Annotated in this window: 14 protein-coding genes; 10 read left to right on the top strand and 4 right to left on the bottom strand. The window is 64.3% G+C overall.

Annotated elements, in window-relative coordinates; translation table 11 throughout:
- Positions 1 to 58: 58 nt before the first annotated feature.
- The 4 genes from A9O65_RS04965 to A9O65_RS04950 are packed head-to-tail and all read right to left on the bottom strand — an operon-like array spanning position 59 to position 3,742.
- The gene (locus tag A9O65_RS04965) at positions 59 to 1,117 is read right to left on the bottom strand and encodes an ABC transporter substrate-binding protein (RefSeq protein ID WP_064701521.1); all 1,059 of its coding nucleotides are present in this window, start codon (positions 1,115 to 1,117) and stop codon (positions 59 to 61) included.
- Positions 1,114 to 2,487 (bottom strand): sensor histidine kinase, encoded by a 1,374-nt coding sequence (locus tag A9O65_RS04960; protein WP_064701520.1) that lies wholly within the window; start codon positions 2,485 to 2,487, stop codon positions 1,114 to 1,116. Before A9O65_RS04960 ends, A9O65_RS04965 begins: the two co-directional genes overlap by 4 nt.
- The gene (locus tag A9O65_RS04955) at positions 2,484 to 3,146 is read right to left on the bottom strand and encodes a response regulator transcription factor (RefSeq protein WP_064700373.1); all 663 of its coding nucleotides are present in this window, start codon (positions 3,144 to 3,146) and stop codon (positions 2,484 to 2,486) included. Before A9O65_RS04955 ends, A9O65_RS04960 begins: the two co-directional genes overlap by 4 nt.
- Positions 3,143 to 3,742: a helix-turn-helix domain-containing protein gene (locus A9O65_RS04950; RefSeq protein ID WP_064700372.1), complete on the bottom strand. Its 600-nt coding sequence runs from the start codon at positions 3,740 to 3,742 to the stop codon at positions 3,143 to 3,145. Before A9O65_RS04950 ends, A9O65_RS04955 begins: the two co-directional genes overlap by 4 nt.
- A gap of 185 nt (positions 3,743 to 3,927) precedes the next feature.
- Between A9O65_RS04950 and A9O65_RS04945 the strand changes: the two genes are divergently transcribed.
- From A9O65_RS04945 to A9O65_RS04900, 10 genes are all read left to right on the top strand, one after another.
- The gene (locus tag A9O65_RS04945) at positions 3,928 to 4,914 is read left to right on the top strand and encodes a Bug family tripartite tricarboxylate transporter substrate binding protein (RefSeq protein ID WP_064700371.1); all 987 of its coding nucleotides are present in this window, start codon (positions 3,928 to 3,930) and stop codon (positions 4,912 to 4,914) included.
- Positions 4,914 to 5,366, top strand: a complete 453-nt coding sequence (locus tag A9O65_RS04940) for a tripartite tricarboxylate transporter TctB family protein (protein ID WP_064700370.1) — start codon at positions 4,914 to 4,916, stop codon at positions 5,364 to 5,366. The genes A9O65_RS04945 and A9O65_RS04940 overlap by 1 nt, the downstream gene beginning before the upstream one ends.
- Complete coding sequence (locus tag A9O65_RS04935) at positions 5,366 to 6,892, top strand: tripartite tricarboxylate transporter permease (RefSeq protein ID WP_064700369.1); 1,527 nt, start codon at positions 5,366 to 5,368, stop codon at positions 6,890 to 6,892. Before A9O65_RS04940 ends, A9O65_RS04935 begins: the two co-directional genes overlap by 1 nt.
- A 331-nt stretch (positions 6,893 to 7,223) precedes the next feature.
- Positions 7,224 to 8,546, top strand: coding sequence for an urea ABC transporter substrate-binding protein (urtA, locus tag A9O65_RS04930; protein ID WP_064701519.1), 1,323 nt, complete (start codon positions 7,224 to 7,226; stop codon positions 8,544 to 8,546).
- 253 nt (positions 8,547 to 8,799) lie between these two features.
- Entirely contained in the window at positions 8,800 to 10,401 is a 1,602-nt protein-coding gene (gene urtB, locus A9O65_RS04925; RefSeq protein WP_064701518.1) for an urea ABC transporter permease subunit UrtB, read from the top strand.
- Between the two features lie 6 nt (positions 10,402 to 10,407).
- A complete protein-coding gene (gene urtC, locus A9O65_RS04920; RefSeq protein ID WP_064701517.1) occupies positions 10,408 to 11,532 on the top strand; it encodes an urea ABC transporter permease subunit UrtC in 1,125 nt (374 codons plus the stop codon).
- A complete protein-coding gene (gene urtD, locus A9O65_RS04915) occupies positions 11,529 to 12,368 on the top strand; it encodes an urea ABC transporter ATP-binding protein UrtD (protein WP_064701516.1) in 840 nt (279 codons plus the stop codon). Before urtC ends, urtD begins: the two co-directional genes overlap by 4 nt.
- On the top strand, positions 12,368 to 13,066 hold the full coding sequence (urtE, locus tag A9O65_RS04910) for an urea ABC transporter ATP-binding subunit UrtE (RefSeq protein ID WP_064700364.1): 699 nt from the start codon (positions 12,368 to 12,370) through the stop codon (positions 13,064 to 13,066). Before urtD ends, urtE begins: the two co-directional genes overlap by 1 nt.
- Before the next feature lie 267 nt (positions 13,067 to 13,333).
- Positions 13,334 to 14,224, top strand: a complete 891-nt coding sequence (locus A9O65_RS04905) for an urease accessory protein UreD (protein ID WP_064700363.1) — start codon at positions 13,334 to 13,336, stop codon at positions 14,222 to 14,224.
- Between the two features lie 160 nt (positions 14,225 to 14,384).
- Complete coding sequence (locus tag A9O65_RS04900) at positions 14,385 to 14,687, top strand: urease subunit gamma (protein ID WP_064700362.1); 303 nt, start codon at positions 14,385 to 14,387, stop codon at positions 14,685 to 14,687.
- Positions 14,688 to 14,737 lie beyond the last annotated feature (50 nt).

The raw sequence follows: 14,737 nt of genomic DNA, 5'->3' as shown, positions 1-14,737 counted from the left end.
GGTGATCCGGCGAAGCCTGCTTCTTCTTCCTTCTTCCTTCTTCCTTCGAAACGACCTCTCAGCGTGAGGCATCCTCACGGCCGAATTCGCGACGCCAGCGTGTCAGCAGCGCCTGGCGTTTGAGATCGTCGAGGGTCGCCAGCAGTCCGGGACTCAGCGTGAGCGGGCGCAAGGCGTTGCCGTGCTCGGCACGCCAGGCATCGGCCGTGCCAGGACCGCTCAATGCCGGATGCACGGCTCCGAGGGAGGTCTGCTCGGCGATCACGCCTTGCCCGGCCTCGCTGATCAGATAGTCGAGAAAATGCGCCGCGCTGCTTGGGTGCGGCGCCTGATCTGCCATGAAGGCCAGGCGCTGGATCACCAGGGTATAGTCGTCCGGGACGACCATCTCGAGGTCGGGGTCGGCATTGACGACACGGCGAGCGTAACTGCCGAGCAGGTTGTAGCCGATCCAGTAGCGCCCCTCGGAAAGGCCCTCCAGCATCTCGCCGGTGGTGTCGACCAGTGAGGTGTCGACATCGCCCAGTGCCGTGACCAAATCCCAATAGCGTGGCGAGAGTCGTGATTCCTCGATCGCGTAGGTGTAGCCGGCACCGCTGCGCTGCGGGTCGTAGGTCACGACGCGACCGCTCAGCTCGTCGCGGTGATCGCGCAGGGTCGCCAGCAGCTCGGTGTGGCTGTCCGGCCGACCGTAGCGTTCCACCAGCTCGCGGCGCACCACCATGACGATGGGCTCGAAGGTGAAGGCGAATAGCTCGTGACGCCAACGTGCCCAAGCAGGCCAATCCTGCGCGCCGGGCGTGTCCAGCGGCCGGGCATGACCATCGTTGGCGAGCCGGTACTGCCAGGGCATGGCCGAGGAGATGAGGATATCGGCCTTGTCGGGTGATGCCAGGAAGCGTCGGTACAGGGGCAGGGTATCCAGGTTGCGATAGGTCAGATCGATGTGCGGATGGCGGCGATGGAAGTCCTCCAGCAATGGCCGGATATGTGACACGTCCAGGGCTCCGTGCACGACCAGCTGTGCCGGCCGCTCGGTGTCGGCCGGGTAATGCACCACCTCGGCGATGACGTTGAGTGGAAACAGCAGGACGAACAGCGCAACGAGATGCTTCATCGGGGATCTCCGGGAAACCTCAGAATGACCCTCAGCCCCTGGGCGTCGTGGCCGTCTTCAAGGGACAGACGTGCACCATGGGTCCGGGCGATGCCGTCGACGATGGCCAGCCCCAGCCCGGAGCCATCCGGGTCGTCACTGCCGCGATGGAAGGGGCGCAGCATGAGCAGTCGCTTGGTTGCGGGGATGCCGGGGCCATCGTCCTCGACCTCGAGCACTGGTGGGGCATCGGTGACCCTGACGGTGATGCGGCGGGCGCCATAGCGTCGACCGTTGTCGATCAGGTTGCCCAAGGCCTCCTCGAGTTGCCAGTCCAGCCCTTGTACCTGGACCGTCGCCGTTGGCGCTTCCACGCCGAGATCGACGCCGTCGCGATGACAGGCGCTCCAGTGCTGCTTGACGGTTCGTCGGGCCAGCTCATCGAGGGCGACAGGCGCGAGTTCGGGGCGATATTCGGGGTTGTCGAGCCGGGTCAGCGACAGGAGTTGAATGGCCAGCCGGGAGGTGCGGGCGCTGGTCTCCTGCATGGCGACCAGGGCTTGATGCCACTGGGCCGGATCGTCCTGGCGCAGTGCCAGCTCTGCGCGGGCCGAGAGGCCGGCCAGGGGCGTGCGCAACTGATGCGAGGCATCGCCGATGAAGCGCTCCTGATTGGCGCGTACGCGGCGCATGCGTGCCAGCAATTCATTGATCGTCTCGCGCAGTTCGGCCAGTTCCCGGGGCAGGGGCAGTTCCAGGGGGGCCAGAGTGCGCGGATCCCTGGCGCGGATGGCGCGGCGCAAGCGGGTGAGCGGAGCGAGGGCGGTACGGATGGCGATCACCAGGATAGCGGCGGCCAGCAGGGCCATGCCGAGAATGTAGGCCAGATTGCCGCGCAGTAGTTGGTGGGCCAGGCGCTCGCGTCCTTCCTGGGTATGTGCGACCCGCACCTCGAAGCGTTCACGCTGGCGCCAGTCCTCGAGGCGCGTGCGACGAATACCTTCGCGCAGGGCCATGCCGCGCCATTGGATGTCACGATAGTGGAGCTCGTCATCGGCGCCGGTAGCGGCATCGGCCATGCCCGGCAATTCGGCGTTGCCGGTAACGAAGCGCCCCCGGTCGTCATAGATGGCGTAGAAGACTCGCTCCTCGGCGTCGGTCGCCAGCATCTCGAGTGCGACGGGCGGCAGGTCGAGCCACAAGCGTTCATCCTGCCACTGGACCTGCTCGGCGATCGCCAGGGTCGAGGCCTCGAGCAGTCGATCGAAGGCGCGATCGGCCGTCTGACGGGCATCGAGCCAGGCCTGGAACAGCATCAGTCCGCCCAGTGCCAGCAGTGGCAGCAGCAGCCACGTCAGCAGCCGGCGATAGAGGCTATCCCGGGTGATCACGTTGCCTCCAGCAGGTAGCCGATGCCGCGTACCGTGCGCAGAGCGATGCCGTCATTGTGCAGCCGCTTGCGCAGGCGGTGGACATAGACCTCGATGGCATTGTCGCCCATGGGCTCGCCCTGGAAGGCTTCCTCGGCCAGCCGTGCCTTGTCCACTGGCTCGCCGGCATGACGCATCAGGCAGGCCAGCAGGCGCTGTTCACGTGGTGGTAAGGCAAGGGGTGTGTCGGAGAGGCTGAAGCGTTGTGCCAGGCCATCGAAGCTCAGCGGGCCCACCTGGAGCACCTGGTGACGTTCGCGGCGGCGCAGCAGGGCGCGAATCCTGGCCTCGAGTTCGTCCAGCGCGAAGGGCTTGGCGAGGTAATCGTCGGCACCGAGATCCAGGCCGCGTACCCGATCCTCCACGGCGCCACGTGCGGTGAGGATCAGTACGGGGGTGTCGGGGTCGTGTCGACGCAGGACTTCCAGCACATCCAGACCGCTGCAGCCGGGCAGATTGAGATCCAGCAGAATCAGGGCATGGCCATGATCCGGTGTGTCCAGGTGGTTGCGTGCTTCGCTGCCGTCGGCCAGGTGGCGAACCTGATGCCCCTCGAGTTGCAGGGTATCCACCAGGGTTTCGGCCAGCAGGCGATCGTCTTCCACCAGCAGTACCGTCATGGTGTCGCCTCCTTGCTCTTGTGGAGCCGCGCCACGGCGCTGTCGAGCGCATGGCGCGCTCGTTGCGGGCTGAGTCGGCTCGCCGGCCCGGAAAGCGTCAGCCACAGCGAGGGGGCATGCGGATCGCCTTCCAGCAGATGACATTCCATGGTGCCGCCCGGCAGCGATGGGCGGGGATCTTCGGGGGTGGCGATTTCCCAGCGTTGTCCTGGTCTGAGGTCATGGCGCAGATCGGCAGCGGGCAGAGCGACCAGCCGGCATTCGGCGATGCCTGGCTGGACCTCCAGCAGGGCGGCGGTTTCGCCGGTTTCGGCCGTCAGTCGATCGAGCAGGGGCTGAATGCACGTGGCCAGTTGGCGCGAAGGAGCATGCCGACGTGCCAGGCGCGACGGGCTGCTGCCCAGGCGCCAGCGTCCGTCGGCGCCACGCTGGACATAATCGTGGCGTTCCAGCGAACCGAGCAGGCGCAGCAGAGTGCTCTTGTAGAAACCGGTGGCCTGGGCCAGGTCGGCGAGGGTGAAGTGCTCCTGGGGTGAGTCGAAGGCCTCGAGTACCGTCAAGGCGCGTTCGACGGCTTCAACGCGATCCTGTGCCATGCCATGCCTCTATGTCTCACGGGGTTAAACTTTGGTCGCAATTTGCCTCGGAGGACGTTGACCCGCCGGAGCGTCACGCCTAGCTTTCTATCCTAAGGAACGTTGTTCTGCCTTACAGAATTGTAAGCTAGCCGTCAGCGTCCTTCAAGCGATCTCCATTTCATTGACCTCAGGGGACAACAACAATGTCCATCAAGACGCCGCTCACTTTTGTCGCCGTCGTCGCCTTAACGGCCGGCGCGAGTTCTGCCATGGCCTTCGAGCCGGAGGGCAAGATGGAATGCCTGGCGCCCGCCGACCCGGGTGGCGGCTGGGACTTCACCTGCCGCAGTGTCGGCAAGGTCATGGAAGATCTGGACTTGGTGCCGGCCAGTGTGCAGACCATCAACATGGCCGGTGCCGGCGGTGGCGTGGCCTATGCGCACACCGTCAGCAAGCGCGCCGGCGATGACCAGTTGCTGGTGGCCGCTTCCACGGCGACGACAACGCGCCTGGCCCAAGGGCAATTCCCGGGCATGAACGCCGACATGGTCAACTGGATCGGTGCTCTGGGGGCCGATTACGGCATCATCGCCGTGTCCGACGATTCCGAGTACGACGACCTGCCGGAACTGATGGATGCGCTCAAGGAGGACCCGCGCAGCGTCAAGTTCGCCGGTGGTAGCGCCAAGGGAGGCTGGGATCATCTCAAGGTGCTGATTGCCGCTCAGGCCGCCGGTGTGGAGAACCTGCCGCGAGTTCCCTATCTCTCCTACAACAATGGCGGCGAGGCCATGACCCAGGTGGTCGGCGGCCACGTCGATGCCTTCACCGGTGACATCACCGAGGCTCAGGGGTTCATGGAGTCGGGCGACCTGCGGGTGCTGGCGGTGCTCTCCGAGGAACGCCTGCCCGGTGAGTTCAGCGACATCCCCACCGCCAAGGAGCAGGGCATCGATGCCGTCGGTCCCAACTGGCGTGGCTTCTACATGCCGGCCGATATCTCCGACGACGCCAAGGAGTACTGGACCGATGCCATGGACACCATCTACCAGAGCGAGGAGTGGAAAAGCGTCATGAAGCAGAACGGCCTGATGCCGTTCCACATGAGCGCCGGTGAATTCGAGACGTTCGTCAAGAACCAGATCGATGACATTGAGACACTCTCCAAGGACATCGGGTTGATCAAGTGATGACCTTCAATGACCGTATCTTCGGTATTCTGATGATCGTCCTGGCCGTCGCGTACGGCTGGGGCGCGACCCAGTTTCCCGAACCGTTTGGCGGCAGCGAGGCTGTCGGTCCCGAGACCTTTCCCTATCTGCTGGCGGCAGTGCTGACGGTGTCGAGCCTTTACCTGATCGTGCGGCCCGACCCGGACAACGCCTGGCCCTGGAGCCGTACCGGCGTCGAGCTGGTCATTGCCGTGGTGGTGCTGTTGCTCTACACGGCCCTGCTGCAGCCATTGGGCTTCATCATCAGCACTACCTTGGCAGTCGGCACGCTGTGCTGGCGGATGGGTGCGACCCTGCCCAAGGCCTATGTGACCGGCGCCGTGGCCGGCGTGGTGGTGTTCCTGGTATTCAACTATGCCCTTGGCCTTGCGCTGCCGCTGGGTCTGCTGTCGTTCCTGGAGGTTGGCTGATGGAAACTCTGGGTTATCTGATGGACGGTTTTGCGGTCGCGCTGGCACCGCACAACCTGATGTTCGCCTTGCTGGGGGCCTTTCTCGGCACCCTGATCGGCGCTCTGCCGGGCCTCGGGCCGGCCAACGGCGTGGCGATTCTGATTCCGCTGGCCTTCACGCTGGGGCTGCAGCCTGAGACCGCGATGATCATGCTCACCGCGGTCTACGCGGGTGCCATGTATGGTGGGCGCATCTCGTCGATCCTGCTCAATATACCCGGTGACGAACCGGCAATGATGACCTGCCTGGATGGCTACCCGATGGCCAAGAAGGGCAAGGCCGCCGAAGCCCTGGCGATTTCTGCCGTGGCCTCCTTCATGGGCAGCCTGATTGCCACCATCGGCCTGATTCTGCTGGCTCCCTTGCTGGCCGATTTCGCCCTGACCTTCGGCCCGGCCGAGTACTTCGCGCTCTTCCTGCTGGCCTTCGCGACCCTGGGCGGCATTACCGGCAAGAACCCGATGAAGACGGTGGTGGCGGCCTGCATCGGCCTGATGATTGCCACCGTGGGCATCGATACCACCGGGGTGCAGCGTTACACCTTCGGCGTGCTGGAACTCTACGAAGGGGTGGATTTCATCATCGCCATCGTCGGGCTGTTCGCCATCTCCGAGTTGTTGTTCTTCATCGAGGACAAGGCCGGTGGCGGCAAGGAGAAGATGGCCGTCAACAAGCTGACGCTTTCCTGGAAGGACATTCGCGAGATCATGCCGTCGAGCATCCGGGGTGGCATCCTGGGCTTCATCGCCGGCGTGCTGCCGGGGGCGGGCGCCTCGCTGGGCAGTTTCATCGGCTATACGCTGGAAAAGAAAGTCGTCGGCAAGAAGGGGTATTTCGGCGAGGGTGACCCGCGTGGCGTCGCAGGCCCCGAGGCGGGTAACAACGGTGCCTCCAGCGGTGCCCTGGTGCCCATGCTAACCCTCGGTGTACCGGGCAGCGGCACCACCGCCGTGCTGCTGGCGCTGCTGATCTCGCTGAACATCACCCCCGGACCGCTGATGTTCACCCAGAACGCCGACATCGTCTGGGGCGTCATCGCCGCGTTGCTGATTGGCAACTTCCTGCTGCTGGTGCTCAACATTCCGCTGGTGGGGATTTTCGTCAAGCTGCTGTCGGTACCGCCGATGTATCTGTTGCCGATCGTGACCATGATCGCCTTTGTCGGCATCTACTCGATCAGCAATACCACCTTCGACCTCTACTTCATGGTGGCCTTCGGCGTTGCCGGTTATGTGCTGCGCAAGCTGGAGATCCCGCTGGTGCCGGTCATCCTTGGCTTGTTGCTGGGGCCGGAGATGGAGAAGAACCTGCGGCATGCCATGGACATCTCCGACGGTGACTGGACCGTGCTCTGGAACAGTGGTCTGGCCATTGGCCTGTGGGTGTTTGCCGGCCTGGGGTTGATCCTGCCCTATATCGTCGGGCCCATCCTGCGTCGGCGGATGAAGGTCGCTACCGGGACGGGAGGTCCCGAAGGCGACTGAACCTTTCAGTACCGGCGATTCCCTGACGGGGGGCACTGGCATGGCCAGTGCCCCCCGTCTTGTTATGGGTCGCACGGTAGCGGTGCAGAGCGGACGATGTGGGCACTGATTCGAGGCAATGGCCGCTCGTTGACTGCACCAAGGCAGCACATCGAGAAGATGCGATAGGTGGCGAGACGCGCTATTGGCCTGACATCAAAGCAATAATCACATGAAAGGTGATTCTGGCGCGACCCTTGCAAAGGATTGCGGGCAGGGTGCGCTCGGCGCATGCCCTGACTGTCGATCACTGACTTCCGATAACAATGATCCGGATCGCAAGGAGATCACCATGACCTCACGTCGTCCCGCCATGCGACCTCACTGGCTGGCCGCTCCATTATTGAACCTGGCCGTCGCCACACCTGCCCTGGCGGAGGAAGATCCCATCAAGGTGGGCATCCTGCATTCCCTGTCCGGCACCATGGCGATCAGCGAAACGGTGCTCAAGGACACCGTGGAGATGCTGATCGAGCAGCAGAATGCGGAAGGTGGCCTGCTGGGCCGTGAACTGGAAGCGGTAGTGGTCGATCCCGCCTCCGACTGGCCGCTGTTTGCCGAGAAGGCCCGCGAACTGCTCGCTCAGGAGAAGGTTGACGTCATCTTCGGCAATTGGACGTCGGTGTCGCGCAAGTCGGTGCTACCGGTAGTCGAGGAGCTCAACGGCCTGCTCTTCTATCCGGTGCAGTACGAGGGCGAGGAATCTTCCGAGAACGTTTTCTACACGGGGGCGGCGCCCAACCAGCAGGCGATTCCTGCTGTCAATTACCTGCATGATCAGGTCGGCGTCGAGCGCTGGGTGCTGGCCGGCACCGACTACGTCTATCCGCGTACCACCAACAAGATCCTCGAGGCCTATCTGAAGAACGAATTCGGCGTATCCGACGAGGACATCATGGTCAACTACACGCCCTTCGGACACTCGGACTGGCAGAACATCGTCTCCGAGATCAAGGCCTTCGGCAGTGAGGGCAGAAAGACCGCGGTGGTTTCCACCATCAACGGCGATGCCAACGTGCCATTCTACCGCGAGCTTGGCAATCAGGGCATTGATGCCGCCGACATCCCGGTCGTCGCCTTCTCGGTGGGCGAGCAGGAGCTCACCGGCATCGACACCGGCCCGCTGGTCGGCCATCTGGCCGCCTGGAACTACTTCATGAGCGTCGATACCGAGGCCAACTACGACTTCATCGACGCCTGGATAGAGCACACCGGCGACGAGATGGCGGTGACCAACGATCCCATGGAAGCGCACTACATTGGCTTCAACATGTGGACCGAGGCGGTGCGCAAGGCAGGCACCACCGAGGTGGACGCGGTCAAGGAGGCCATCGTCGGTGTCTCGGTGCCCAACCTCTCGGGCGGCTACGCGACGATGATGCCCAACCACCACATCACCAAGCCGGTGCTGATCGGCGAGATCCAGGACAATGGCCAGTTCTCCGTCGTCTGGAAGACGCCTTCCACCGTGGCCGGCGACGCCTGGTCCGACTATCTGGATGGCTCCAGGGACCTGATCAGCGACTGGCGCAAGCCCATGGAATGCGGCAACTACAACGTGGTGCGCGGTAGCTGCGGCGGCAGCCAGGCCGAGGAAGAGGCATCCCAGGAGTAATCAGCCTCGTCACTGCCACAGGGCCGGCTACACCCTGGACTATCGAAGAACGCGGTAGCTCGGGGCTGTTCCGTCGACAAGCCTGCGAGGAGGCGCTGTGAACCCATCCCTGGGCGCTACCGACGTCATCCATGACGTCGGACCTCCTCTTCGGCTTGTCCCTGGCGCCCCTTGCTGCGGGCAACAGCGATTGCCTTGGCGAACGCCGGTCCGATGGATCATGTCATCTCCCTGCTTCATACAGGACACGCCCATGAGGATGCTCCCACGCTTCCTGTCAGGCCTGCTGTGCCTGTGCCTGCTGTGCGGCCTGCCGCTGGCTGTTCAGGCGCAGGACGATCCCGGCCAGGCTTTGCTGGATCCCCTCGCTACCGCCTCCTACGCCGAGAAGGGCGAGGCGATCGAGGCCATCATCGAAAGCGGCGACGCGCGCAGTCGCCGCTGGCTCGAGGCGCTGCTCGGCGGCCAGCTGCAGCGCCACAAGAACACCGGCCGTTTCGTCGTGGTCGTCGAGAATCGCGGCCGCAACTGGCCGGTGGTCGATGCGCTGAGCTTCGAGGACGCCGGCGAGATGTCGCGCCGCGATCTTGACCGCATCGGCATCAACAATGCCCTGCGCGGCCAGTTGCAGGGCGCGTTGGCGGTGCTCGACCTGCATGCCGATGAGGTCGCCGAGCGTCGCGAGGCGGCCAGAGCGCTGCTTGGCGCTGTCGATGCCGGCCTGGTCGAGCCAATCCGGGCGGTCATCGACGGTGAAGAGGACGCCGAGGTGCGTCGCCTGCTCGAGCAGGCCCTGTCCATTCAGCGCCTGGAAGCGGGCGAGGTCGAAGCGGTGGAGACCTTGAGCGGCAGCCTCAATGCCCAGGTACGCTCGGCGCTGAATGCCGCCAGCCGCAGCGAGGATGCCGAGCTTGCCGCTGCCGCGACCTCGGCCATGGCCGATATCGAGCAGAAGATGGCGCTCAACCGGGGCCTGGAGACGCTCTACTTTGGCCTCTCTCTGGGCTCGGTTCTGGTGCTGGCGGCCATCGGCCTGGCGATCACCTTCGGTGTCATGGGGGTGATCAACATGGCCCATGGCGAGCTGATAATGCTCGGTGCCTACACCACCTGGGCCATGCAGCAACTGTTGCCCGGCCAGCCCGGCTTGGCGCTGTTGCTGTCGATTCCCGCTGGCTTTCTGGTGGCGGCACTGGCGGGAGTGGTCATCGAGCGAGGTGTCATCCAGTTCCTCAAGGGACGACCGCTGGAGACCCTGCTGGCCACCTTTGGTGTCAGCCTGATCCTGCAACAACTGGTGCGCACGGTGATCTCGCCGCAGAACCGTACCGTGGTCACGCCGGAGTGGATGAGCGGCTCGCTGATGCTCAACGAGGGTCTTTCGCTGACTCTCAATCGCCTCTATGTGCTGGGCTTCGCTCTGGTGGTGTTCGCCGTCCTGATGCTGGTGATGCGACGTACCCGCCTGGGCCTGGAGGTGCGGGCGGTGACCCAGAACCGCAGCATGGCACGCGCCATGGGCATCCGCGCCACTCGAGTGGACATCCTGACCTTCGCCCTGGGCTCCGGGGTGGCGGGACTGGCCGGGGTGGCGCTCTCGCAGCTCACCAACGTTGGCCCCAACCTTGGCCAGAACTACATCATCGACTCCTTCATGGTGGTGGTGTTCGGCGGTGTGGGGAATCTCTGGGGAACCCTGGTGGCCGGCCTGTCGCTGGGCGTCATCAACCAGGTCCTCGAGCCCTGGGCTGGTGCGGTGCTGGCCAAGATCGTGGTGCTCGTGTTCATCATCCTGTTCATCCAGAAGCGCCCCCGCGGACTCTTTCCGCAGAAGGGCCGGGCAGCGGAGGGCTGATTCGCCATGTGGTTGACGAGACCTTTTCGTGAGCGCGCCACCCGGCTGTTCCTGGGCATCCTGCTGGCCGCCCTGGCGTTGGTGACATTGCTCAACCTGGCCGTGCCGGTGGGCCATCCTCTGCATGTCTCCACCTATGCGGTGACGCTGCTCGGCAAGTACCTCAGCTATGCACTGCTGGCGGTGGCCGTCGATCTGGTGTGGGGCTATCTGGGCATTCTCAGCCTCGGCCATGGCGCCTTCTTCGCCCTGGGCGGCTATGCCATGGGCATGTACCTGATGCGACAGATCGGTGATCGGGGTACCTACGGAGACCCTGTGCTGCCGGATTTCATGGTGTTCCTGGACTGGGACAGCCTGCCCTGGTACTGGCTAGGCTTCGACATGCCGTGGTTCGCCTTCTTGATGGTGTTGCTGGCGCCGGGCCTTTTGGCGCTGGTGTTCGGTTTTCTGGCATTTCGCTCGCGTGTCACCGGGGTGTATCTGTCGATCATCACCCAGGCCATGACCTTCGCCCTGATGCTGGCCTTCTTCCGCAACGAGATGGGCTTCGGTGGCAACAACGGCCTCACCGATTTCCGCGAGCTGCTGGGCTTCGACCTGAGAAGCGACGCCACCCGGCTGGGACTGTTCCTCGCCACCGGCATCGCTCTGGCACTGGGCTATGTGCTGTGCCGGGCGATCGTCGCCAGCAAGCTGGGCCGGGTCAGCGTGGCCTGCCGCGACGCCGAGGCGCGAGCCCGCTTTCTGGGCTATCGGGTCGAGCGTTTCCAACTGTTCGTCTTCGTGGTCTCGGCGATGCTTGCCGGGCTGGCCGGCGCTCTCTACGTGCCCCAGGTGGGCATCATCAATCCCAGCGAGTTCTCGCCGATCTTCTCCATCGAAGTGGTGCTGTGGGTAGCGCTCGGCGGCCGCGCCACCCTCTACGGGGCGGTGATCGGCGCGCTGCTGGTCAACTATGCCAAGACGGTATTCACCGGGGTGATGCCCGATGCCTGGCTGTTCGCCCTGGGTGGCATGTTCGTGCTGGTCACCGTCTTCCTGCCCAAGGGCATCGCCGGTTTGCTGTGCCTGCGTCTCCGGCGTCGCGCCGCAACATCACAACCGACCGCAGGGGAGGCTGCCACATGAGTTTCCTGCAATCCCTGGCCGATCGCGATCGCGTCTTCGACTTCCTGGCGCCGGCGGCGTCGCCGGTGGACGTGCGCCACGGTCCCATCCTTTATCTGGAAGACGTCAGTGTCAGCTTCGACGGCTTCAAGGCCATCGATGCCCTCAACCTGACCATCGACGACGGCGAGCTGCGTTGCATCATCGGTCCCAACGGGGCCGGCAAGACCACCATGATGGACATCATCACCGGCAAGACCCGACCCGATACCGGCTCGGCGTGGTTCGGCAGCCGTCACGACCTGCTGACCATGAACGAACCGGAGATCGCCAGCCTCGGTATCGGCCGCAAGTTCCAGAAACCCACGGTGTTCGAGGCATTGACGGTCTTCGAGAACCTGGAGCTGGCCATGGCCGCCGACAAGCGCATTCTGCCCACGCTGACCGCGCGTTTGACCGGCGAGGTGCGCGACCGCATCGAGGAGGTGCTGGCGACCATTGGCCTCATCGAGTTGCGTCATGCGCCGTCGGGCATCCTGTCCCACGGCCAGAAGCAGTGGCTGGAGATCGGCATGCTGCTGATGCAACGGCCGCGCCTGCTGCTGGTGGACGAGCCGGTGGCCGGCATGACCGAGCAGGAGATGGAGCGCACCGCCGAGCTGCTCACCGGCCTGGCCGGCAAGGGCAGGCAGTCGGTGGTGGTCGTCGAACATGACATGGGCTTCGTGCGTTCCATCGCGCGCACCGTGACGGTACTGCACCAGGGTAGCGTGCTGGCCGAGGGCAGCATGGACCGGGTCGCCAGCGATCCCAAGGTGGTCGAGGTGTACCTGGGAACCGAGGAGGAGGTCGACTGATGCTGAGCATCGACACGCTCAACCAGTTCTACGGCGAGAGCCACACGCTCTGGGATCTCGACCTTGAGGTGCCGGCGGGGCAGTGCACCTGCGTGATGGGACGCAACGGGGTTGGCAAGACCACGCTGATGAAGGCGGTCATGGGCGAGGTGGCCACGGCCTCCGGCAGTATCCGCTATGCCGACGACGTGGAATTGACCCGCAAGCGCGTGGAGGAGCGCTCGCGACTGGGCATCGGCTATGTGCCCCAGGGCCGACAGATATTTCCGCTGCTCACGGTCGAGGAAAATCTGCGTACCGGCCTGGCCGCGCGTGGCGACGGTCGCAAGTCGATTCCCGAGCGCATTCATGAGCTTTTCCCGGTGCTGGCCGAAATGCGTCATCGCCGCGGTGGCGACCTCTCCGGCGGCCAGCAGCAGCAACTGGCCATCGGGCGCGCCCTGGTGCTGGAGCCGCGTCTGTTGATCCTCGACGAGCCGGGAGAGGGCATCCAGCCCAATATCGTCACCCAGATCGGCGAGGTGATCCGCCGGCTGATCGCCGAGGACGGCCTGACCGTGCTGCTGGTGGAGCAGAAACTGCCTTTTGCGCGCCGGTACGCCGATCGTTTTGCCATCCTGGACCGCGGTCGGTCGGTGGCCGGAGGCGACATCGGCGAGCTCTCCGATGCGCTGATCAAGGAGCATTTGACTGTCTAGGTTCTGGCGCCACGAGCGCCCGCCACGGTGTCGACCGCAGCGGGCGTTATGCTCTGTGTCGGTGCAATTGGGGCTATTGCGCACTCGTATGGTGCGCAAAGCGGGCTGTTCACCGGTTGCTGTGGTGCATGCCGGTAGCTGGATACCTTTCTGTGTACAAGGTAACTCAATGATTGAAAATGGTTTTTTCGTCACTTCACCAGATTGGTACGCGGCTTGCTCAGTATGAGGCAATGATTGCCACCGGATGCATAAGGACCCTCGTCAATGACGGCCATTCCGCGCGCCATTCCGTCGACCACCGAGTCCGGTCACCGTTTCGATGGTCATCGCCGTTGGGCGGCCTCGCTGGAACTGGGCTTCGATGCTCATGCGGATGGCCGTACCCGCCTGGTGCGGGCGCATCATCGGGGCCCATTGCGCGTCCAGCGATCCTTTTATCCGGAAGGGCGTACGGGGACTTGCCATGTCTATCTGTTGCATCCGCCCGGCGGGGTGGTCAGTGGCGATGCGCTGAACATCGAGGTCGAGGTGGCAGCCGGTGCCCAGGCGCTGTTGACCACGCCGGCCGCCAACAAGCTCTACCGAACGGACAGCCACGCCGTGGCCTGGGAGCAGAACGCTCGATTGCGGGTGGCGGACAACGCCCTGCTGGAGTGGCTGCCCCAGGAGACCATTGCCTTCGATGGCTCGCGGGGCAGGCAGACGACGACCATCGAGCTCGGCAGCCAGGCCCGTTGTCTGGGCTGGGAGGTGCTGGCCTTGGGACGGCCGGCGAGTCATTTGCCGTTTGCGACCGGATACCTGGAACAACGCTTTCACATGACACGGGAGGGGCGTCCGCTATGGCGGGAGCGACAACCCCTGGACCCTGATCATCCGCGCTTTCTTGGTCATTGGGGGCAGGGTGGCGCCACGGTCCAGGCCTCGCTCTGGGCAGTGGGGCTCGACGACCCACAAGACGCCATCGCGGCCTTGCGTGATGCATTGCCGAGTTCGCGACGCTGGGCCGTCACGGCCCGCAACGAGGTTCTGCTGTTGCGTTATCTGGGCGATGCGCGCAACGAGGCCTGGTCGTTGTGCGAAGCGGCCTGGACGGTGTTGCGGCCACGACTGGCGGGGCGCGAGGCGCAGGTGCCACGGATCTGGAAGACATGATGGGAGCTGGAAGCTTGAAGTCAGAAGCTGGAAGTCTCCGGTATCCAGGCAATGGGGTTTCTTCCTGCTTCCCGCTTCCAGGCGCGGAGCGCCGCTCTTCCAGCTTGGTTGCAACATCTAGGACACAGAAGATCAACGACATGGTTCGGGAGCTACTGCTATGGAACTGACCCCTCGCGACAAGGACAAGCTGCTGCTGTTCACGGCGGGACTGCTGGCGGAGCGGCGGCGTGATCGCGGCCTCCGGTTGAATTACCCCGAGGCCATGGCATTGATCAGCTGCTGGATCATGGAAGGAGCCCGTGACGGCCGCAGCGTGGCCGAGCTGATGAGTGAAGGACGAGAGGTCCTCGGACGCGACGATGTCATGGAAGGGGTAGCCGAGATGATCGATCAGGTGCAGGTGGAGGCCACCTTTCCGGACGGGACCAAGCTGGTCACCATCCACGATCCCATCGTCTGAGCCTGGCGGCACTCGGCCATGCGGCGTTGGCTTCGTGCGTTCCGTTTCAG

Origin of the sequence: Halomonas caseinilytica (assembly GCF_001662305.1) — a bacterium.
Taxonomy (GTDB): Bacteria; Pseudomonadota; Gammaproteobacteria; order Pseudomonadales; family Halomonadaceae; genus Halomonas; species Halomonas caseinilytica.
Note: the sequence above shows the minus strand (reverse complement) of the source record. Positions and strands in the feature narration are given on the sequence as shown.

Coding starts and splice junctions, on each gene's coding strand:
- urtE (WP_064700364.1), top strand. CDS start 12,368: ATGCTGAGCATCGACACGCTCAACCAGTTCTACGGCGAGAGCCACACG.
- A9O65_RS04965 (WP_064701521.1), bottom strand. CDS start 1,117: ATGAAGCATCTCGTTGCGCTGTTCGTCCTGCTGTTTCCACTCAACGTC.
- urtD (WP_064701516.1), top strand. CDS start 11,529: ATGAGTTTCCTGCAATCCCTGGCCGATCGCGATCGCGTCTTCGACTTC.
- A9O65_RS04955 (WP_064700373.1), bottom strand. CDS start 3,146: ATGACGGTACTGCTGGTGGAAGACGATCGCCTGCTGGCCGAAACCCTG.
- urtB (WP_064701518.1), top strand. CDS start 8,800: ATGAGGATGCTCCCACGCTTCCTGTCAGGCCTGCTGTGCCTGTGCCTG.
- urtC (WP_064701517.1), top strand. CDS start 10,408: ATGTGGTTGACGAGACCTTTTCGTGAGCGCGCCACCCGGCTGTTCCTG.
- A9O65_RS04905 (WP_064700363.1), top strand. CDS start 13,334: ATGACGGCCATTCCGCGCGCCATTCCGTCGACCACCGAGTCCGGTCAC.
- A9O65_RS04940 (WP_064700370.1), top strand. CDS start 4,914: ATGACCTTCAATGACCGTATCTTCGGTATTCTGATGATCGTCCTGGCC.
- A9O65_RS04950 (WP_064700372.1), bottom strand. CDS start 3,742: ATGGCACAGGATCGCGTTGAAGCCGTCGAACGCGCCTTGACGGTACTC.
- A9O65_RS04945 (WP_064700371.1), top strand. CDS start 3,928: ATGTCCATCAAGACGCCGCTCACTTTTGTCGCCGTCGTCGCCTTAACG.
- A9O65_RS04935 (WP_064700369.1), top strand. CDS start 5,366: ATGGAAACTCTGGGTTATCTGATGGACGGTTTTGCGGTCGCGCTGGCA.
- urtA (WP_064701519.1), top strand. CDS start 7,224: ATGACCTCACGTCGTCCCGCCATGCGACCTCACTGGCTGGCCGCTCCA.
- A9O65_RS04900 (WP_064700362.1), top strand. CDS start 14,385: ATGGAACTGACCCCTCGCGACAAGGACAAGCTGCTGCTGTTCACGGCG.